Source organism: Streptomyces sp. NBC_00045 (assembly GCF_045041095.1).
Lineage (GTDB): Bacteria > Actinomycetota > Actinomycetes > Streptomycetales > Streptomycetaceae > Streptomyces.
Window position 1 is genome coordinate 1,503,429 of record NZ_CP108271.1, and the last position, 18,456, is coordinate 1,521,884.

20 protein-coding genes are annotated in these 18,456 nt (G+C 71.5%); 11 read left to right on the forward strand and 9 right to left on the reverse strand.

The genetic code is table 11. The features are described 5' to 3' along the window. The first annotated feature begins 89 nt into the window (after window positions 1-89). The 6 genes from OHA65_RS07090 to OHA65_RS07115 all read left to right on the forward strand — a co-directional run bounded on the left by OHA65_RS07090 (window position 90) and on the right by OHA65_RS07115 (window position 5,546). Window positions 90-1,328 (forward strand): MurT ligase domain-containing protein, encoded by a 1,239-nt coding sequence (locus OHA65_RS07090; RefSeq protein WP_327282250.1) that lies wholly within the window; start codon window positions 90-92, stop codon window positions 1,326-1,328. 28 nt (window positions 1,329-1,356) lie between these two features. Then, window positions 1,357-2,085, forward strand: a complete 729-nt coding sequence (locus tag OHA65_RS07095; RefSeq protein WP_327282251.1) for a glutamine amidotransferase — start codon at window positions 1,357-1,359, stop codon at window positions 2,083-2,085. A gap of 214 nt (window positions 2,086-2,299) precedes the next feature. Further along, window positions 2,300-3,325, forward strand: a complete 1,026-nt coding sequence (locus OHA65_RS07100) for a 6-phosphofructokinase (protein ID WP_327282252.1) — start codon at window positions 2,300-2,302, stop codon at window positions 3,323-3,325. A gap of 108 nt (window positions 3,326-3,433) precedes the next feature. Beyond that, window positions 3,434-4,402 (forward strand): cytochrome c oxidase assembly protein, encoded by a 969-nt coding sequence (locus tag OHA65_RS07105; protein ID WP_371646187.1) that lies wholly within the window; start codon window positions 3,434-3,436, stop codon window positions 4,400-4,402. Between the two features lie 32 nt (window positions 4,403-4,434). Further along, on the forward strand, window positions 4,435-4,593 hold the full coding sequence (locus OHA65_RS07110) for a hypothetical protein (protein ID WP_327282254.1): 159 nt from the start codon (window positions 4,435-4,437) through the stop codon (window positions 4,591-4,593). Window positions 4,594-4,835: 242 nt separating this feature from the next. Beyond that, complete coding sequence (locus OHA65_RS07115) at window positions 4,836-5,546, forward strand: lysophospholipid acyltransferase family protein (RefSeq protein ID WP_327282255.1); 711 nt, start codon at window positions 4,836-4,838, stop codon at window positions 5,544-5,546. 27 nt (window positions 5,547-5,573) lie between these two features. Here the strand turns inward: OHA65_RS07115 and OHA65_RS07120 are convergent, their stop codons facing one another. From OHA65_RS07120 to OHA65_RS07150, 7 genes are all read right to left on the reverse strand, one after another. Next, window positions 5,574-7,238: an alpha/beta hydrolase gene (locus OHA65_RS07120; RefSeq protein ID WP_327282256.1), complete on the reverse strand. Its 1,665-nt coding sequence runs from the start codon at window positions 7,236-7,238 to the stop codon at window positions 5,574-5,576. Between the two features lie 191 nt (window positions 7,239-7,429). After that, window positions 7,430-8,287, reverse strand: coding sequence for an urease accessory protein UreD (locus tag OHA65_RS07125; RefSeq protein WP_327282257.1), 858 nt, complete (start codon window positions 8,285-8,287; stop codon window positions 7,430-7,432). Next, the gene (ureG, locus tag OHA65_RS07130) at window positions 8,284-8,970 is read right to left on the reverse strand and encodes an urease accessory protein UreG (RefSeq protein WP_327282258.1); all 687 of its coding nucleotides are present in this window, start codon (window positions 8,968-8,970) and stop codon (window positions 8,284-8,286) included. The genes OHA65_RS07125 and ureG overlap by 4 nt, the downstream gene beginning before the upstream one ends. A 102-nt stretch (window positions 8,971-9,072) precedes the next feature. Continuing rightward, window positions 9,073-9,747, reverse strand: a complete 675-nt coding sequence (locus OHA65_RS07135) for an urease accessory UreF family protein (RefSeq protein ID WP_327282260.1) — start codon at window positions 9,745-9,747, stop codon at window positions 9,073-9,075. A gap of 29 nt (window positions 9,748-9,776) precedes the next feature. Further along, window positions 9,777-11,498, reverse strand: a complete 1,722-nt coding sequence (locus OHA65_RS07140) for an urease subunit alpha (RefSeq protein ID WP_327282261.1) — start codon at window positions 11,496-11,498, stop codon at window positions 9,777-9,779. After that, window positions 11,491-11,802: an urease subunit beta gene (locus OHA65_RS07145; protein ID WP_327282262.1), complete on the reverse strand. Its 312-nt coding sequence runs from the start codon at window positions 11,800-11,802 to the stop codon at window positions 11,491-11,493. The genes OHA65_RS07140 and OHA65_RS07145 overlap by 8 nt, the downstream gene beginning before the upstream one ends. 12 nt (window positions 11,803-11,814) lie before the next feature. Continuing rightward, window positions 11,815-12,117, reverse strand: coding sequence for an urease subunit gamma (locus OHA65_RS07150; RefSeq protein ID WP_030300160.1), 303 nt, complete (start codon window positions 12,115-12,117; stop codon window positions 11,815-11,817). A gap of 289 nt (window positions 12,118-12,406) precedes the next feature. On the opposite strand from OHA65_RS07150, the gene OHA65_RS07155 reads away from it, so the two are divergent. Beyond that, window positions 12,407-12,796, forward strand: a complete 390-nt coding sequence (locus tag OHA65_RS07155; RefSeq protein ID WP_327282263.1) for a VOC family protein — start codon at window positions 12,407-12,409, stop codon at window positions 12,794-12,796. Between the two features lie 16 nt (window positions 12,797-12,812). On the opposite strand, the gene OHA65_RS07160 is transcribed toward OHA65_RS07155, so the two are convergent. Further along, window positions 12,813-13,262 carry an ATP-binding protein gene (locus OHA65_RS07160; RefSeq protein WP_327282265.1) on the reverse strand — a complete coding sequence of 150 codons (450 nt, stop codon included), beginning with the start codon at window positions 13,260-13,262 and terminating at the stop codon, window positions 12,813-12,815. Between the two features lie 196 nt (window positions 13,263-13,458). Here OHA65_RS07160 and OHA65_RS07165 point away from each other — a divergent pair, with 196 nt between their 5' ends. Both OHA65_RS07165 and OHA65_RS07170 read left to right on the forward strand, forming a co-directional pair. Next, window positions 13,459-14,343 carry a helix-turn-helix transcriptional regulator gene (locus tag OHA65_RS07165; protein WP_327282266.1) on the forward strand — a complete coding sequence of 295 codons (885 nt, stop codon included), beginning with the start codon at window positions 13,459-13,461 and terminating at the stop codon, window positions 14,341-14,343. A 12-nt stretch (window positions 14,344-14,355) separates the two neighbouring features. Beyond that, on the forward strand, window positions 14,356-14,577 hold the full coding sequence (locus OHA65_RS07170) for a DUF397 domain-containing protein (protein ID WP_327282267.1): 222 nt from the start codon (window positions 14,356-14,358) through the stop codon (window positions 14,575-14,577). A gap of 4 nt (window positions 14,578-14,581) precedes the next feature. Here the strand turns inward: OHA65_RS07170 and OHA65_RS07175 are convergent, their stop codons facing one another. Continuing rightward, a complete protein-coding gene (locus OHA65_RS07175; RefSeq protein WP_327282268.1) occupies window positions 14,582-15,754 on the reverse strand; it encodes an 8-amino-7-oxononanoate synthase in 1,173 nt (390 codons plus the stop codon). Between the two features lie 156 nt (window positions 15,755-15,910). On the opposite strand from OHA65_RS07175, the gene bioB reads away from it, so the two are divergent. Then, window positions 15,911-17,149: a biotin synthase BioB gene (bioB, locus tag OHA65_RS07180; protein ID WP_327282269.1), complete on the forward strand. Its 1,239-nt coding sequence runs from the start codon at window positions 15,911-15,913 to the stop codon at window positions 17,147-17,149. Next, entirely contained in the window at window positions 17,142-18,455 is a 1,314-nt protein-coding gene (locus OHA65_RS07185) for an adenosylmethionine--8-amino-7-oxononanoate transaminase (protein ID WP_327282270.1), read from the forward strand. The genes bioB and OHA65_RS07185 overlap by 8 nt, the downstream gene beginning before the upstream one ends. Window position 18,456 lies beyond the last annotated feature (1 nt).

The window sequence follows — 18,456 nt, forward strand, 5'->3', positions numbered from 1 at the left end:
AGATCCGCGGCGCCCAGGGGCGCCGCGGTCAAGGCCCCGGCCGGTACTGGATAGGCTGGGGCCGACCGACGCAAGGAGGACAAGGGACGATGGCAGGCAACACAGAGCCGCTTTCGCCGCGGGCCAAGCTGGCCGTGACGGCGGGCAAGGCCGCGGCGGCGGTGTCGCGGGCCGCGGGACGCGGAAGCGGATCGGTGATCGGTGGCAAGGTCGCACTCAAACTCGACCCCGATCTCCTCGGAGCGCTCGCGCAGCATCTCGACGTCGTCCTCGTCTCTGCGACGAACGGCAAGACCACGACGACGCGACTGATCGCCGAGGCCCTGCGGGCCAGCGGTCCGGTCGTGTCCAACGCCCTCGGGGCCAACATGCCGGCCGGCATCACCTCCGCCCTCGCGGGCGGTTCGGAGGCCAAGTACGGCGTCATCGAGGTGGACGAGAAGTACCTCGCCGGGGTGGCCCGGGACGTCACCCCCAAGGTGATCGCCCTGCTGAACCTCTCCCGCGACCAGCTGGACCGCGCCGCCGAGACCCGCATGCTCGCGGAGAAGTGGCGCGAGGGCCTCCAGGGCTCCAAGGCCGTCATCGTCGCGAACTGCGACGACCCGCTCATCGTGTGGTCGGCCTCGTCCTCGCAGAACGTGGTGTGGGTCGCCGCCGGTCAGGAGTGGAAGGACGACGCCTGGTCGTGCCCCTCCTGCGGTGGCGTCATGCAGCGCCCCGGCGACGACTGGTTCTGCGGCGAGTGCGGCTTCCGGCGCCCCACCCCGAGCTGGGTGCTGTCCGGGGACCACGTGCTGGACCCGCACGGCAGCGCCTGGCCGATCCACCTCCAGCTGCCCGGCCGCGCCAACAAGGCGAACGCCGCCACCTCGGCCGCCGTCGCCGCCGTCTTCGGCGTGCCGCCGCAGGTCGCGCTGGAGCGGATGTACCAGGTGCAGGCCGTCGCCGGCCGCTACGACGTGGTCACCTTCCAGGGCCGTGAGCTGCGCCTGCTGCTCGCGAAGAACCCGGCGGGCTGGCTCGAAACGTTTTCGCTGATCGACCCGCCGCCGACTCCGGTGATCCTTTCGGTGAACGCGCGCGGGGCCGACGGCACCGACACGTCCTGGCTGTGGGACGTGGACTACCCGCGTCTGGCCGGGCACCCGATCTTCGTGATCGGCGACCGCAAGCTGGACCTGGCGGTCCGCCTTGAGGTCGCGGGCCTGGACTTCCGGGTGTGCGAGACCCTCGACGAGGCCGTGCAGCTGGCGCCGCCCGGGCAGATCGAGCTGATCGCCAACTACACCGCCTTCCAGGACGTGCGCCGCCGCGTCGGCAACTAGTACTCATACCTCCAGAGGACACAAGAGCATGAGCGACAACAGCCTGCGTCTGGTGTGGGTCTACCCCGACCTGCTGAGCACGTACGGAGACCAGGGCAACGCCCTCGTGGTGGAGCGCCGGGCGCGCCAGCGCGGCCTGGACGTGCAGCGCGTGGACGTGCGCAGCGACCAGCCCATCCCCACCTCGGGCGACATCTACCTGATCGGCGGCGGTGAGGACCGGCCGCAGCGGCTCGCCGCGGAGCGTCTGCTGCGCGACGGCGGTCTGGAGCGGGCCGTCTCGAACGGGGCGATCGTCTTTTCCGTCTGTGCCGGCTACCAGATCCTCGGCAACGAGTTCGTCAACGACATGGGCGAGCGCCAGGAGGGCCTCGGCCTGCTGGACGTGGTCACCGTGCGCGGCGAGGGCGAGCGGTGCGTCGGCGACGTCCTGGCGGACATCGACCCGCGCCTGAACCTGCCGCAGCTGACCGGCTTCGAGAACCACCAGGGCGTCACGCACCTCGGCCCGAGCGCGAAGGCGTTCGCCCGCACCCGCCTGGGCCGCGGCAACGGCACGGGCGACGGCACCGAGGGCGCGTACAACGACACGGTCTTCGGCACGTACATGCACGGCCCCGTCATGGCCCGCAACCCGCAGATCGCGGACCTGCTGCTGAAGCTGGCCCTCGACGTGAACGCGCTGCCGCCCATCGACGACCGGTGGTACGAGGCGCTGCGCACCGAGCGCATTTCGGCGGCCACGCAGCCCGCGTAACGCCGCGCGGGCCGCTCATCGGGGCGGCCCCGCCATCATGTGTTCGGCCCGGTTTTCCCTTGGGGGAACCGGGCCGACGTCGTTTCGTACGACGAGCATGACCAGCATGTGGAGGATGGTTCAGTCCACCGCTCCACCGCTTGTAGGGTGGCCGTAGTTCCAACCGGACGACGTGGTCCGGTCGTCGGCCCACGTTGCAAAGGTTCTTCCTGCCATGCGCATTGGTGTGCTCACTTCCGGCGGCGACTGCCCCGGCCTCAATGCCGTCATCCGCTCCGTCGTGCACCGCTCCGTCGTCGACCACGGCGACGAGGTCATCGGCTTCCACGACGGCTGGCGCGGTCTGCTGGAGTGCGACTACCGCAAGCTCGACCTCGACGCCGTCAGCGGCATCCTGGCCCGCGGCGGCACGATCCTGGGCTCCTCCCGGGTACAGCCGGCGCACCTGCGCGACGGCGTCGAGCGGGCCCGCGGGCACGTCGCCGACCTCGGTCTGGACGCCATCATCCCGATCGGTGGCGAGGGCACCCTGAAGGCCGCGAACCTGCTCTCGAAGGCCGGCCTGCCGATCGTCGGCGTCCCGAAGACCATCGACAACGACATCGCCTCGACGGACGTCACCTTCGGCTTCGACACCGCCGTCGGGGTCGCCACCGAGGCCCTGGACCGGCTGAAGACCACCGCCGAGTCCCACCAGCGCGTGATGGTCGTGGAGGTCATGGGCCGCCACACGGGCTGGATCGCCCTGCACTCGGGCATGGCGGCCGGCGCCCACGCCATCGTCGTTCCCGAGCGCCCCTTCGACATCGACGAGCTGACGGCGGTCGTCGGCGAGCGCTTCTCCGCGGGCAAGCGGTTCGCGATCGTCGTGGTCTCCGAGGGTGCCAAGCCGCGCCCCGGCTCCATGGCGTTCCAGGAGGGCGGCACCGACCAGTACGGTCACGAGCGCTTCGCCGGCATCGGCAACATCCTCGCCGTGGAGCTGGAGCGGCGCCTGGGCAAGGAGGCCCGCCCGGTCATCCTGGGCCACGTCCAGCGCGGCGGCACGCCCACCGCGTACGACCGGGTCCTGGCCACCCGCTTCGGCTGGCACGCGGTCGAAGCGGCGCACCGCGGCGAGTTCGGGATGCTGACGGCCCTGCGCGGCACCGAGATCGAGATGGTCCCGCTCGCCGACGCCGTGCAGACCCTCAAGACGGTTCCGGCCGAGCGGTACGACGAGGCGCAGACCGTTCTGTGATGTTTCCCCCCTTCTCCGCCTCACTCCTGTGATGACCGCCCCCGGACGAGTTCGCGTCCGGGGGCGGCATTACTGTGGTGGGGCACCACAGGTCAAGGGAGTGGACAGATGGATCACAGCGGTCACGGCATGGACATGAACATGGACATGGACATGGACCTGCCGCCGTTCACTCTCGGGCGCGGGCTGGAGTTCTCCTTCGACGCGTTCTTCCTGATCGGCTCGCTGGTGGGCCTCGGCCTGTACCTGTGGGGCGTGCTGCGGCTGCGCCGCCGCGGGGACGCCTGGCCGGTGGGCCGGACGATCGCCTTCACCGCGGGCGTACTGAGCGTCGCCCTCGTGATGTGCACCAAGCTGAACGATTACGGCATGGTCATGTTCAGCGTGCACATGATCCAGCACATGGTCATCAGCATGCTCTCCCCGATCCTGCTGCTGCTCGGCGCGCCGGTGACGCTGGCGCTGCGCGCGCTGCCGCCCGCGGCGCGGGGCGTCAAGGGGCCGCGCGAGCTGCTGCTGATGCTGCTGCACAGCCGCTACATGAAGGTGATCACCCACCCGGTGTTCACGATCCCCCTGTTCATCGCCAGCCTCTACGCCCTCTACTTCACCCCGCTCTTCGACTTCCTGATGGAGAGCAAGGCCGGGCACATCGGCATGATGGTGCACTTCCTGGCCGTCGGCCTGGTCTTCTTCTGGCCGATCATGGGTGTGGACCCGGGCCCGCACCGCCCCGGCTACGTGATGCGGATGCTGGAGCTCTTCGCCGGCATGCCGTTCCACGCCTTCTTCGGCATCGCCCTGATGATGGCGAGCGAGCCGATGATCAAGACGTACTCGGACCCGCCGGCCTCCCTCGGCATCGATCCGCTGCTCGACCAGCAGTGGGGCGGCGGCATCGCCTGGGCCTTCAGCGAGATCCCGTCGGTACTGGTGCTGATCGCGCTGGTCTACCAGTGGTACCACTCGGAGCAGCGGGCGGCGAAGCGTTCGGACCGCGCAGCGGACCGCGACGGCGACAAGGAGCTTGAGGCGTACAACTCCTATCTCGCCTCGCTCCAAGCGCGTGGCCAGTAGCGCACCGGCACCTTCGCGCGCGACCATGGGGCATGACCGGATCCGTTAAGGCGATGGCCGTCATGACCTTCGCCGCTCTGGTGGCCGTCGCCACGTACTCCGTGGCCCTCGGCAGCAACGGCTGGCTGTGGTTCGGCTGGGTGCTCCTCGGCCTGCTGACCGCCGGAATGGCGGCGTCCCGCAAGCCCTGACCGCCCCTCCCCTGCCCTGCCGCCCCTCCGCCCGTTCCCCTGGCCCGGCCCTCGGGAGCGCTGTCAAAGCAGCGTCGGCCCGCCAGCAGACGGGACTTTGGCCACACGACCTAGCGGCCGGATTCGGTCGGTCTCTCTCCCCCATGCGCCCTCCGGGGCGGGCGGGATCCTGATGCGCCATGCCCATCCGGCACCGTGTCCGGCACACTGACCTGACCCCCAGGCGAAGGGAAAATGCCCCGGTGTTCTACCACTTGCTCAAGCACGTGCTGCTCGGTCCGCTGCTGCGTCTGCTCTTCCGGCCGCGCATCGAGGGACTGGAGAACATCCCGGCGGAGGGTGCCGCCATCGTCGCGGGGAACCACCTGTCGTTCTCCGACCACTTCCTGATGCCGGCCATCCTCAAGCGCCGGATCACCTTCCTCGCGAAGGCGGAGTACTTCACCGGCCCCGGGGTGAAGGGGCGGCTGACCGCGTTCTTCTTCCGCAGCGCCGGGCAGATCCCGGTGGACCGGTCGGGCAAGGACGCCGGGCAGGCCGCGCTGCGCGAGGGGCTGGGGGTGCTGGCCAAGGGCGAGCTGCTGGGGATCTACCCGGAGGGCACCCGCTCGCACGACGGGCGGCTGTACAAGGGCAAGGTGGGAGTGGCCGCGATGGCGCTCGGAGCCGGGGTGCCCGTCGTCCCGTGCGCGATGGTCGGCACCTTCGAGATCCAACCGCCCGGGCAGAAGATCCCGAACATCCGGCGGGTGACGATCCGCTTCGGCCGGCCGCTTGACTTCTCGCGCTACGCCGGGCTGGAGGGCGAGCGGGCCGTGCTGCGGGCCGTCACCGACGAGATCATGTACGCCGTGCTCCAGCTGTCCGGCCAGGAATACGTGGACCGGTACGCCGCCGAGGTCAAGGCCGAAGAGGAGGAGGCACGGAAGAAGGCCCGGCGCTGGTCGCGCTGAGCCTTCTCCCGTGCTGTGCCGCAGGCCTTAGCGAACGGCCGGCAGTTCCTCCAGCGCCGGGAGCGCGGAGGCCGGAGCATCGGCGAGCGCCTTCGCAGCGGCCGGGGCCGGGGCGACCGGAGTGGCGTGCGGACCGCACTTCACGTCCTTGGCGTCGACCTTGCCGGTCAGCAGGTAGGCGTCCACCCGGGTGTTGATGCAGGGGTTCACCAGGCTGGTGACACCGTGCGAGCCGGCGTTCTGCTCGGTGATCAGACGCGAGCCGGCGAGGCGGCGGTGCATCTCGACGCCACCGTCGTAAGGCGTGGCGGCGTCACGCTCGGACTGGACGATCAGGACCGGCGGCAGGCCGCGCTTGGCACCGACCTCGATCGGGTTGCTCTGCTTGGCCTTCCAGGTCGCGCAGGGCAGGTTCATCCACGCGTTGGACCAGGTCAGGAACGGGTACTTCTCGTTCAGCTTGGTGTTGTCCCGGTCCCACTTGGCCCAGCTGGTCGGCCACTTGGCGTCCGCGCACTCGACCGCGGTGTACACCGCGTTGCTGTTCTCCGAGGCGATGTTGCCCTTGATGTCGGACATGTCCGGGGAGATCGCCTCGATCAGCGGCTTCTCGTCACCGGCCACGAACGCGCTGAACGCCTGGGCGACGGGCACCCAGGAGGAGTCGTAGTACGGGGCACCCTGGAAGAAGCCGAGGAGCTCGTTCGGGCCGACGACGCCGCCGAGCGGGTTGGCCTTGGCCTTGGCGCGCAGCTCCAGCCACTTGGCCTCGACCTTGGCGCGGGTGTCGCCGATGTGGAAGACGTTGTCGTTCTTGGCGACCCAGTCCTCCCAGTCGTTCCAGCGCACCTGGAAGGCGACGTCCTGGCCGAGGTTGGCCTCGTACCAGATGTTGTCCGTGTCCGGGTTGACCACGCTGTCGACGATCATGCGGCGCACGTGGCTCGGGAACAGCGTCGCGTAGACGCCGCCGAGGTAGGTGCCGTAGGAGACGCCGAGGTAGTTCAGCTTCTTCTCGCCGAGGGCGGCACGGATGACGTCCAGGTCGCGCGCGGTGTTCGGCGTGGTCATGTGCGGCAGCATCTCGCCGCTGCGCTCCTTGCAGCCGTCCGCGTACTCGGCGGCGAGCTTGCGCTGGGCGCGCTTGTCGGCCTCGTTGGACGGGACCGGGTCGGCCTTGGGAGCCTTGACGAACTCCTGCGGGTCGATGCAGGAGATCGGGGCGGAGTGGCCGACACCGCGCGGGTCGAAGCCCACGAAGTCATAGGCCTTGGAGGTGTTGACCCACAACGGGCTCTTGGTGGTGACCCGGCGCGGGAAGCGCATGCCGGAGCCGCCGGGGCCACCGGGGTTGTAGACGAGCGCGCCCTGGCGCTCCTCCTTGGTGCCGGTGCTGCCGATCCGGTCGACCGCGAGGTCGATGGTCTTGCCGAACGGCTTGGCGTAGTCCAGCGGGACCTTGACCCAGCCGCACTGGATCGGGGCCTCGAAGCCCCAGTCGGCGGGACAGTCCTTCCACTCGATCCCGGTGCGGGCGGCGCGGGCGGCGGCGAGCTGCACGCCGAGCGCCTCCGGAACCGAGCTGCTCCCGGCGGACGAGGCCGCGGCGGCGGGCGGCGCGAGCAGCAGGCTCGCGGCCAGCGTTCCGGTGATCAGAGTGGCAGCGCTCCCCAGCGCTGCAGTGCGTATCACGTGGTTGTTCCCCCTGCGTCAGACCCGGCCGGAGGAGGCCGGGTTGGTCGGGTTGGTCGGTCGATCCAGGAGGATCCTTTCGCCTGACCTACACCTGACAACAGAGCAAGGTCACGTTCTTTGCCAACCCGATAACCGGAAAGGCGTGTACCGCTGAGCGGTGTCTGATTCGTCCCAGGTTCGCTCAGCGATTACCAGCCGTACGTTCGACACGCCGCGTCCAGTACCTCGCGCAGCCGAAGCGCATCGGGCGCCAGAGCCGTCACGAGTACGGCGGGACCCGCCAGCGGGGTGACCGCCGCGAACTCCCCGAGCACCGCGGGAGCCGGCGCCGACTCCGCGAACGCCGGATCGACGACCAGGAGCTGACCGAGCGCCCGATGGCCCGCCAGCCCCGCCGGACCGTCCCAGCCTCCCGGCGCTCCCGGTCCGCAGGCCACCTCCTGGTCCAGCAGCGCCTTCCCGCCCCGGGTCACGGTGAGCCTGCTGCGCAGCAGGCCCGGCTCCTCCCCCGTGCGGCCCAGCACCTGCTCCTCGCGCAGCAGCAGCAGCGCCGTGGGGGCGAGTTCGACGCGGGTGCGCACCCGCAGGTCACTGCCGCGCACGGAGACCAGCGGCTCCGGCAGCCACCGTACGGCCGCGTCTCCGGCCAGGGTCAGCCGTACGTCGTACCGCGCGGGCTCACCACCGCGGCCGGGCAGCGCCAAGGTGGCCGCCGCCGAGGCCAGGGCGAGGCGGGCACCGGGGCCGGCGGCGGCCTCCACCGTGAGGTGGTCCCCGCCGAGCGGGGCGCTCATCGCACCGACCAGCATGACGCCGGCCTCGGCGCCCGAGCCCCGGGTCCGGCGCAGCGCCAGCGGCCCCTCCCCGGACAGCAGCGGCAGGGCGGTACCTCCGCGGCCGTCGGCGACCGCGGAGATCCGGGCGGTGGCCCGTACACCCGCCGGAGCGAGGAGCTGCCGGGCCGGGGCGGCGGGGGGCGCGGCGTGCGGGGGCGCGGTGACCGGTGGCGCCCCTGCGGGGGGCGCCGCGGCCGCCGTGGGAATCATCGGGCGGTCCAGGCGGCAATCCGCCCGCGCACCCACGCGGCCACCGGAGCCACGCCCTCCGCGCCGCGCAGCGACTGGAAGGCGACGGGGAGTTCACCGCGCTGCTCGGCGGCGTCGCGGGCCATCCGGTCCAGGTCGGAGCCCACGTAGGGGGCGAGGTCGGTCTTGTTGACGACGAGCAGGTCGGCGGTGGTGACGCCGGGGCCGCCCTTGCGCGGGATGTCGTCACCGCCCGCCACGTCGATGACGAAGATCTGGGCGTCGACGAGGCCCCGGGAGAAGGTGGCGGTGAGGTTGTCGCCGCCGGACTCGACGAGGATCAGGTCGAGCGGCCCGACGGTCTCCTCCAGCTCCTCCACCGCCTCCAGGTTGGCGGAGATGTCGTCGCGGATGGCGGTGTGCGGGCAGGCGCCGGTCTCCACCGCGCTGATCCGCTCGGGCGGCAGGACGGCCTCCCGGAGCAGGAACTCGGCGTCCTCCCGGGTGTAGATATCGTTGGTGACGACGGCCATGGACAGTTCGGCGCGCAGGGCCCGGCAGAGCGCGGCGACGGTGGCCGTCTTGCCGGAGCCGACGGGTCCGCCGAGTCCGATGCGCAGGGCCCGGCGCGAGCCGTCCGCCCGCACGGGCTCGGCGCTGTGGGTGTGGCGCTGGGGGTAGGTCACGCCGTGGTCGAGGTGCATGGGGATCTCCAGGAGGTCGTGGAGGTGGTCGGGGGCTGCCGGGGAGGCGGCGTGCGGTGCGTACGGCGGGCGTGCGGCGGGCGGGCGGCGTGCGGCGTGCGGTCAGGAGGCGAACAGCCGTACCGGCCAGCCGGCATGGGCCTCCGCCGCGATCTCCAGCAGCGGCGAGGACGCCGCGGGCAGCGCGTCGGGGCCTTCCCGCAGGGCTCGGTGTGCGGCCCGGGCGGCCCGGCCGCAGACCTCGTCGAGCTCGGGGGCGAGGCGGGCCAGGACCCCGCTCGCCTCGAAGGGGTCCAGGCCGAGCAGCCGCACCGTCGCGGTCGCCGGTCCGCTGACGCTCTCGTACGCCGCCACGTGCGCGGCCTCCAGCGGCCCCAGTCCGGCTGCCCGGGCGGTGATCCCGAGCACCACCGGCTGGTGCGCCCCGCGCGGGAAGGCCGCGGCGAGCGCGTCGAGTTCGACGGCGGGCCAGGTGGCCCGGGCGGCCCGCATCAGCTGCCGGCCCAGCCGCCGCGCCGCGGTGCGCAGCGCGGGCGACGGGGTGCGTGCGTCGGCGGCGGTGTCGAGGACCGCCGGGTCGAGCCCGAGGGCCGCGGCCGCTGCGAGTCCGGCGGCGACGAGTCCGGCCGTGTGGAGCCGGCCGCGGCAGAACTCCTGCAAGGTGGCGGCGTCATGGATCCGGCCGGCCTTGCAGGCGGCCTCGGCCCCGCCGGAGTGGGCGTGCCCTCCGGCGGGGAAGCGGCCGTCCGCGAGGACGAGCAGGGCGGCGAGGCTCATCGGGCTGCGCCCATCGGAAGCGGCTCCTTTCAAAACAGGAAGTATCTCTGGGCCATGGGCAGTTCTGCGGCCGGCGCCGGCTCCACGACCTCGCCGTCGATGGTGACCGTGAAGGTGTCGGCGTCGACCTCGACCCTCGGCATGGCGTCGTTGTTGCGCATGTCCGACTTGCCCACCTTGCGGGTGCTCTCGATGGCCACGAACTGCTTGCCGAGTCCGAGCCGTTCGGGCAGCGAGTCGTCGAGCGCGGCCTGCGCGGTGAAGTTGATCGAGTTCAGCCCGGGGGCCCGGCCGAAGCTGGCGAACATCGGGCGGGGCAGCACCGGCTGCGGGGTGGGGATGGAGGCGTTGGCGTCGCCCATCTGCGCGTAGGCGATCTGCCCGCCCTTGATGACGACTTCGGGCTTGACCCCGAAGAACGCGGGCGTCCACAGCACGAGGTCGGCGAGCTTGCCGGTCTCCACCGAGCCGATCTCCCGTGCGAGGCCCTGGGCCACGGCGGGGTTGATCGTGTACTTGGCGACGTAGCGGCGGGCGCGGTGGTTGTCGGCGGGTCCGTCGCCGGGCAGGAAGCCGCGCCGCTTCTTCATCACGTGGGCGGTCTGCCAGGTGCGCATCACGACCTCGCCGACGCGGCCCATGGCCTGGGCGTCCGAGGAAATGATCGAGATGGCGCCCATGTCGTGCAGGACGTCCTCGGCGGCGATGGTCGAGGGCCGGATCCGGGATTCGGCGAAGGCCAGGTCCTCGGGGACCGCCGGGTTGAGGTGGTGGCAGACCATCAGCATGTCGAGGTGTTCCTCGATGGTGTTGATGGTGTGCGGCCGGGTCGGGTTGGTGGAGCTGGGCAGGATGTTCGACTCGGAGACCACGGTGATGATGTCGGGTGCGTGGCCGCCGCCCGCGCCCTCGGTGTGGTAGGAGTGGATCGTCCGCCCGGCGATGGCGGCGAGGGTGTCGCCGACGAATCCGGCCTCGTTGAGGGTGTCCGTGTGGATGGCGACCTGCGCGCCGGTCTCGTCGCAGACACCGAGGCAGGCGTCGATGACGGCGGGGGTGGCCCCCCAGTCCTCGTGGATCTTGAAGCCGAGGGCGCCGCCGCGCAGCTGGGAGTACATGGCGTCGCGGGACATGGTGTTGCCCTTGCCCAGCAGGCCTATGTTGACCGGGTAGGACTCCAGGGCCGCGAACATCCGGGCGAGGTGCCAGGGTCCGGGGGTGACGGTGGTGGCCTTGGTTCCCTCGGCGGGTCCGGTACCGCCACCGACGAGGGTGGTGATGCCGGAGGCCAGGGCCTCGTCGATGACGGTCGGCGAGATGAAGTGCACGTGGGTGTCGATGGCGCCCGCGGTGACGATCTTCCCGTTGCCCGCGATGATCTCGGTTTCGGGACCGATCACGAGAGCGGGGTCCACTCCGTCCATCGTGTCGGGGTTGCCGGCCTTGCCGATGCCGCAGATGCGGCCGTCGCGGATGCCGATGTCGGCCTTGACGATGCCCCAGTGGTCGATGACGACGACCCCGGTGATCACGGTGTCGGGGGCGCCCTCGGCACGGGTGGTGCGCGCCTGCCCCATGGATTCGCGGATCACCTTGCCGCCACCGAACACGGCCTCGTCGCCGGAGCGTCCGGGGCCGCCGCTGCGGTCCTCCTCGATCTCGACGAACAGGTCGGTGTCGGCGAGCCGGATGCGGTCGCCGGCGGTCGGTCCGAAGAGGTCGGCGTACGCGCGCCGGTCGAGCTCAGCCATCGAGCGGCCCCCCGGTCTCCCCGCGCAGACCGGGTACGGTGCGCAGCCCGGCCAACGGTACGAGTTCCACCGCGACCGGGATGCCCGGCTCGAAGCGCACGGCGGTGCCGGCGGCGATGTTGAGCCGCAGTCCGCGGGCTGCGGCACGGTCGAAGTCGAGGCCGGGGTTGGCCTCGGCGAAGTGGTAGTGCGAGCCGACCTGGACGGGCCGGTCGGCGACGTTGAGCACGGTCAGGCGGGTGACGGGCCGGCCCTCGTTGAGGCGCACCGGGCCGTCCCCGTGGACGATTTCGCCGGGGATCACGGTCTCTCGCCTTCAGACGATCGGGTCGTGGACGGTGACGAGCTTGGTGCCGTCCGGGAAGGTCGCCTCGACCTGGACGTCGTGGATCATCTCGGGGATCCCCTCCATCACCTCGGCGCGTCCGAGCACGGTGCGGCCCGAGGCCATGAGCTCGGCAACGGTCCGCCCGTCGCGGGCGCCTTCGAGGATGTGCGACGTGATCAGGGCGACCGCCTCGGGGTGGTTGAGGAGGACCCCGCGCGCCCTGCGCTTCTCGGCCACGTCGGCGGCCACATGGATGAGCAGTCGTTCCTGCTCGTGCGGTGTCAGTTGCACTCGTATCACCAAGTTTCCGGGACAAGATCAGCGTCGCACCAGGCCGACCCTAACGGCCTTCAACACTTTGTTGACCTGCGTATATCCATGCCAAGCGTGTCTTGCCCAACGAAGAGAAAGGCTTTCCGCACCGCGCACCACCGCTTTGCCGGCTGATGGGCGATCATTGACGCAAGGCAGTGGGCGCCACGCTAAGCGCCGCGTTTTTCCGCCGCGTTAACCCACGTTTCGTGGAGACACGCGGTTCAGCCGCCGGCCGCCGCCGGAGGACCCGCCACCGAGGAGATGCATGTTTCTCAACCCGGTCCGACACATCACCTTCGACGCACTCGATCCGTACAAGGTCGCCACGTTCTGGTCCGCGGCCACCGGCTTCCCGATCCACCCGGACGACGCCGAGGACGACGACGAGATCCTCGTGGACCCGGGGCAGCCCGGGGTTCCCGGTCTGCTGTTCATCCGGGTTCCGGACGCCAAGTCCATGAAGAACCGCGTCCACTTGGACATCCAGCCGCCCAGCGGCACCCGCGACGAGACCGTCGAGCGGCTGATCGGGCTCGGCGCGAAGCTGGTGGACGACCGGCGCCGGGAGGACGGCTCCGGCTGGGCGGTGCTCGCCGACCCGGAGGGCAACGAACTGTGCATCGAACGGAGCGCCGCGGAGCGCGGGCAGGGCTGAGCCCCACCGACCCCGCTCAACAGCCGGTGACGCTCTCCGCCGGGGCCCCGACGGGCCAGGGCAGGGCGATCCACACGGTCTTGCCGCCGTCCTCGGTGGGGCTGACGGAGAGCCGTCCGCCCGCCTCGGCGGCGAGCCAGCGGATGATGACCATCCCCCGGCCGTTGTCCTGCTGGACGGCGGCGGGGAGGCGCCTGGGCCAGCGCGGGTGACTGTCGGTGACGCCGACGCGGAGCCGTTCCCCGCACTCCAGGCGGATGTCGACGGTGAAGGTGGGCGACTGGCCGAACGTGTGCTGCACGGCGTTGGTGGCGAGTTCCGAGACGATCAGCCGGACGCTGTCGGCGGTGTCGGCCCCGTCGGGCAGTCCCCATTCACCGAGCACCTCCGTGACGTAGCGGCGGGCGGTGGCGACCGAGGCGGGATCGCTCGGCAGAGTGACGGATGCTTCCTGGTGGTCTGCCATGGCGACGGTCCCTTTCCCACCGGGGCGAACCGCCCCGGATCTGTGCTGGACGCCAGAGTGCCACCCATCGTCCCGCCGGTGCTGCCGTTACCCCAAGATATGCATATATCTGTCGCTCAATGCAGTGAACTCTGCTACGGAAGAGCGTATTTGGACGGCAGACTGGTGCGAGCTGTGCCGGTGGAAGGAGGCGGGTATGCAGCACGGTCCCGCGGTGCGTCGGCGCAAGCTCGGCGAGGAACTGCGCGCGCTGCGCGACCGGACCGGACTCACCAGTGGTGAGGCCGCCCGGATCGCGGGGTGGCACCAGTCGAAAATCAGCCGCATCGAAACGGGTCGCAGTGGCGTGAAACCGGAGGACATCCGCCTCCTGCTGGATGTCTACGGAAACGTCGTCAGTCCCGAACAGCGGGCCCTGCTGGAGGCCCTGTCGGCTTCGGCGGCCGGACCGGGACCGGGCAGCGAGGCCGGTCGCGGCCGCCAGTGGTGGCACGACTACCGGGGGCTGCTGCCACAGGAATACCGGGACTTCATCAGCCTGGAAGCGGGCGCCCGTTCGGCCCGCACGGTCGAGCTCTCCGTGGTGCCGGGCCTGCTACAGACCCCGGAGTACGCACGGGCGGTGACCCGGGCCGCGCTGGGCGGGCTTCCGGAACCCAAGGTCGACGCGCTGGTCGACGTACGACTGGCCCGGCAGTCGGTGCTGCGGGCCGATCCGCCGTTGGAGCTGAGCGCCGTGCTCGACGAGGCGGTACTGCGCCGGCAGATCGGCGGCCCCGGGGTGATGGCGGCGCAATTGCGACACCTGGCGCAGGTGGCCCGGTTGCCGCAAGTGCGGTTGCAGGTACTGCCGTTCAGCGTGGGGGGCCATCTCGGCCTGACCGGACCGTTCGTCATTTTCTCATTTCCGAACATCGCCGATCTGGATGTGGTGGTACTCGACCATTTGACGAGTAGCCTCTATCTGGAGCGGAAGGAAGACCTTGAGGCGTACAGCGCCGCATTCCGCACCATCCAGGCGCACGCCCTCCCGCCCCAGGACTCGTCGGATCTCATCAGCTCACTCGCTGACGACGCGTAAGGAGGCACCCCCGTGTCCGCAACCCCCCTCTCCTCCAGCGGACTTCTGATCAGCGCGCGGTGGCGGCGGAGCAGCCGCAGCACCGGAATGAACAACTGCGTGGAAACGGCCGCCCTCGGCGGCGACCTGCTGGCCGTCCGCGACTCCAAGCGGGCGGACGGCCCGGCCGTGCTCTTCACCGGGCCGGCCTGGTACGGCTTCCTCGCATCCGTACGGGCGGACGTGCTCGCGTGACGCCCTAGCGGTCCGTGGCTCCGGCCGGGGCGGTCCCCAGGATCGTCGCGACGGCGCGGTCGATCTCGTCCCCCGTGAGATCGGCACGTGCGGTCAGTCGCAGCCGGGAGATGCCGTCCGGCACCGACGGCGGACGGAAGCAGCCCACGGACAGACCTGCCTCGCGGCAGTCGGCGGCCCAGCGCAGTGCCGCCGAAGCCGACGGGGCCCGTACCGACACCACGGCCGCGTCCGGCCGGGCCGCGGTCAGGCCGGACGCGGTGAGCCGCCCGTACAAGCGGTCGGCCACCTCGCGGGCCCGGCCGGCGCGCTCCGGTTCCCGCTGGAGCAGGCGCAGGCTCGCCAGCGCCGCACCCGCGGCGGCCGGTGCCAGCCCGGTGTCGAAGATGAAGGTCCGCGCCGTGTTGACCAGGTGCCTGATCACCTTGGCAGGGCCGAGCACGGCTCCGCCCTGGCTGCCCAGGGACTTCGAGAGGGTGAGGGTGGCGACCACCCCGGGCGCACCCGCGAGCCCGGCCGCGTACAGGGCTCCCCGGCCGCCCTCCCCCAGGACGCCCAACCCGTGGGCGTCGTCCACGACCAGGGCCGCACCCTCCGCCCGGCAGGCGGCCGCGTACGCGGCGAGCGGGGCGGCGTCCCCGTCCACGGAGAACACCGAGTCGCTGACCAGCAGCGCCCGGCCACCGTGCCCGGCGAGCGTCTTGCGCGCGGCCTCCGGGTCGGAGTGCGGGATCACGTCGGTCTCGGCGCGGGAGAGCCGACAGCCGTCGACGATCGAGGCGTGGTTGCCTGCGTCGGAGACGACGAGGGTGCCCCGGTCGCTGAGTGCGGTGACGGCCGCCAGGTTGGCCGCGTACCCGGAGGACAGGACCAGGGCGGCCTCGAACCCGCAGAAGGCGGCGAGCTCCCGCTCAAGCTCCGCATGAAGCTCGGTCGTACCGGTCACCAGACGTGATCCAGTGGCCCCTGCCCCCCACCGCTCGGCCGCCTCGCACGCGCCGCGCACGGTCTCGGGGTGCCGGGAGAGCCCGAGGTAGTCGTTGCTCGCCAGGTCCAGCAGCGGCGAGGACTCCGGGCGGGGCCGCAGCGTCCGGACCAGTCCGGCCTGCTCACGGGCCCGCTCCGCGTCGTCGATCCAGGCGAACACGTCATCGGGCTCGGGGCTGTACTGACTCATCGGCGCGTCCTCGTGATTTGTCGGCTGTCCACAGACGTGCCTGACCCTAACGGCCGCCACTTGAGTCCCAGGTGTGGCGATACACACACTCCGTTCCGGCCATGTTGTGCGATCCCTCCTTGGCCGGGAGTGGTCGTGTGGTCCAGGATCGGCGTCATGGACCTGCTGAACACCCTGGTGGACAAGGGGCTGCGGCGCGAGCTGCCGACCCGCGAAGAGGCGCTCGCCGTTCTGGCGACCTCTGACGATGAACTGCTCGACGTGGTGGCCGCGGCCGGCAAGGTGCGCCGCCAGTGGTTCGGGCGTCGGGTCAAGCTGAACTACCTGGTCAACCTGAAGTCCGGGCTCTGCCCGGAGGACTGCTCCTACTGTTCCCAGCGACTGGGATCGAAAGCGGAGATCCTCAAGTACACGTGGCTCAAGCCGGACGAGGCCTCCCAGGCCGCCGCGGCCGGTGTCGCGGGCGGCGCGAAGCGCGTGTGCCTGGTGGCGAGCGGGCGCGGCCCGACGGACCGCGACGTCGAGCGGGTCGGCAAGACGATCGAGGCGATCAAGGAGCAGAACGAGGGCGTCGAGGTGTGCGCGTGCCTCGGCCTGCTCTCGGACGGCCAGGCGGAGCGTCTGAAGGACGCGGGTGCCGATGCCTACAACCACAACCTCAACACGTCCGAGGCCACGTACGGCCAGATCACCAAGACCCACACCTACGCGGACCGGGTCGACACGGTGCAGAAGGCGCACGCGGCGGGCCTGTCCGCCTGCTCCGGGCTCATCGCGGGCATGGGCGAGAGCGACGAGGACCTGGTCGACGTCGTCTACTCGCTGCGCGAGCTGGACTCTGACTCGGTGCCGGTCAACTTCCTCATCCCCTTCGAGGGCACCCCGCTGGCCAAGGAGTGGAACCTCACCCCGCAGCGCTGCCTGCGGATCCTGGCGATGGTCCGGTTCGTCTGCCCCGACGTGGAGGTCCGGATCGCCGGCGGCCGCGAGGTGCACCTGCGCTCGATGCAGCCGCTCGCGCTGAACATCGCCAACTCGATCTTCCTCGGCGACTACCTCACCAGTGAGGGCCAGGCGGGCCAGGCCGACCTCGACATGATCGCGGACGCCGGCTTCGAGGTGGAGGGCGCCGGTACGACGACCCTCCCGGCGCACCGCGCGGACGCTGCGGCCGCGGCCGCAGCCCACGGGCCGTGCGGCTCCTCCCCGGCGGAGGCGGGCTGCGGCTCGGCGTGCGGCGGCTGCTCGGGCCACGAGCACGAGGCCGTCCCCGCGCAGGCACCGGCCGAGGCCCGGGCCGAGGCGCCGGGCCAGGCTCCGGCGGGCGAGGTCCGCCCGGACCTGGTGGCGGTCCGCCGACGGGGCGCGGGAACGGACCTCGCCCCCAATGCCTGATCAGCACGCCCCGCTGCCGGCCGCGGAACTGCTCGCGCTGGACCGGCAGCACGTCTGGCACCCGTACGGACCGATGCCCGGGCGGCAGGAGCCGCTGGTCGTCTCCTCCGCCTCGGGTGTCCGGCTGCGGCTGGCCGAGCCCTCGCAGGGGCAGGACGAACTGGTCGACGGCATGTCCTCCTGGTGGTCGGCGATCCACGGGTACAACCACCCGGCGCTGAACGAGGCCGTGACCGAGCAACTCGGCCGGATGTCGCACGTGATGTTCGGCGGGCTCACCCACGAGCCCGCCGTCCGCCTCGCCACCCGGCTGGTCGAGATCACCCCGGTCGGCCTGGAGCACGTCTTCCTCGCCGACTCGGGCTCGGTCTCGGTCGAGGTCGCGGTGAAGATGTGCCTCCAGTACTGGCGCTCCATCGGCCGCCCCGGCAAGACCAGGCTCCTGACCTGGCGCGGCGGCTACCACGGGGACACCTGGACGCCGATGGGCGTCTGCGACCCCGAGGGCGGCATGCACGACCTCTGGTCGGGGATCCTCCCGCGCCAGCTCTTCGCCGACGTCCCGCCGAGCGGCTTCGACGGGCCCGTGGACCCCGCGTACGTGGACCACCTGCGCTCCCTGGTCTCCTCGCACGCGGACGAGCTGGCCGCGGTGATCGTGGAACCGGTGGTCCAGGGCGCGGGCGGCATGCGCTTCCACAACCCGGCCTACCTGCGGGTGCTGCGCGAACTGTGCGACGAGTACGACGTCCTGCTCATCCTGGACGAGATCGCCACGGGCTTCGGCCGCACCGGCGCCCTGTTCGCGGCGGACCACGCAGGGATGACCCCGGACGTGATGTGCCTCGGCAAGTCCCTGACCGGCGGCTACCTCACGCTGGCGGCGACCTTGTGCACGGAGCGGGTGGCGGCCGGGATCTCGCAGGGCGCGGTCCCCGTCCTCGCCCACGGGCCGACGTTCATGGGCAACCCGCTCGCCACGGCCGTGGCGCTGGCCTCGATCGACCTACTGCTCGGCCAGGACTGGCAGCGCGAGGTCAAGCGGATCGAGGCGGGGCTGCTGGAGGGCCTGGCCCCGGCGCGGGACCTGCCCGGTGTCCGGGACGTACGCGTCCTGGGCGCGATCGGCGTGGTCCAGCTGACCCACGAGGTCGACGTGGCCGCGGCCACCCGGGCGGCGGTCCGGGAGGGCGTGTGGGTGCGCCCGTTCCGGGACCTGATCTACGTGATGCCGCCGTTCGTGACGGGCGACGCCGACGTGGCCCGCATCTGCCGCGCGGTGTGCGCGGCGGCGGAGGAGGGCTGAC

Excerpts from the sequence above, each read along its gene's own strand:
- OHA65_RS07090 (WP_327282250.1), top strand. The coding sequence starts at position 90 with ATGGCAGGCAACACAGAGCCGCTTTCGCCGCGGGCCAAGCTGGCCGTG.
- OHA65_RS07095 (WP_327282251.1), top strand. The coding sequence starts at position 1,357 with ATGAGCGACAACAGCCTGCGTCTGGTGTGGGTCTACCCCGACCTGCTG.
- OHA65_RS07100 (WP_327282252.1), top strand. The coding sequence starts at position 2,300 with ATGCGCATTGGTGTGCTCACTTCCGGCGGCGACTGCCCCGGCCTCAAT.
- OHA65_RS07105 (WP_371646187.1), top strand. The coding sequence starts at position 3,434 with ATGGATCACAGCGGTCACGGCATGGACATGAACATGGACATGGACATG.
- OHA65_RS07110 (WP_327282254.1), top strand. The coding sequence starts at position 4,435 with ATGACCGGATCCGTTAAGGCGATGGCCGTCATGACCTTCGCCGCTCTG.
- OHA65_RS07125 (WP_327282257.1), bottom strand. The coding sequence starts at position 8,287 with ATGATTCCCACGGCGGCCGCGGCGCCCCCCGCAGGGGCGCCACCGGTC.
- ureG (WP_327282258.1), bottom strand. The coding sequence starts at position 8,970 with ATGCACCTCGACCACGGCGTGACCTACCCCCAGCGCCACACCCACAGC.
- OHA65_RS07135 (WP_327282260.1), bottom strand. The coding sequence starts at position 9,747 with ATGAGCCTCGCCGCCCTGCTCGTCCTCGCGGACGGCCGCTTCCCCGCC.
- OHA65_RS07140 (WP_327282261.1), bottom strand. The coding sequence starts at position 11,498 with ATGGCTGAGCTCGACCGGCGCGCGTACGCCGACCTCTTCGGACCGACC.
- OHA65_RS07155 (WP_327282263.1), top strand. The coding sequence starts at position 12,407 with ATGTTTCTCAACCCGGTCCGACACATCACCTTCGACGCACTCGATCCG.
- OHA65_RS07160 (WP_327282265.1), bottom strand. The coding sequence starts at position 13,262 with ATGGCAGACCACCAGGAAGCATCCGTCACTCTGCCGAGCGATCCCGCC.
- OHA65_RS07165 (WP_327282266.1), top strand. The coding sequence starts at position 13,459 with ATGCAGCACGGTCCCGCGGTGCGTCGGCGCAAGCTCGGCGAGGAACTG.
- OHA65_RS07175 (WP_327282268.1), bottom strand. The coding sequence starts at position 15,754 with ATGAGTCAGTACAGCCCCGAGCCCGATGACGTGTTCGCCTGGATCGAC.
- bioB (WP_327282269.1), top strand. The coding sequence starts at position 15,911 with ATGGACCTGCTGAACACCCTGGTGGACAAGGGGCTGCGGCGCGAGCTG.
- OHA65_RS07185 (WP_327282270.1), top strand. The coding sequence starts at position 17,142 with ATGCCTGATCAGCACGCCCCGCTGCCGGCCGCGGAACTGCTCGCGCTG.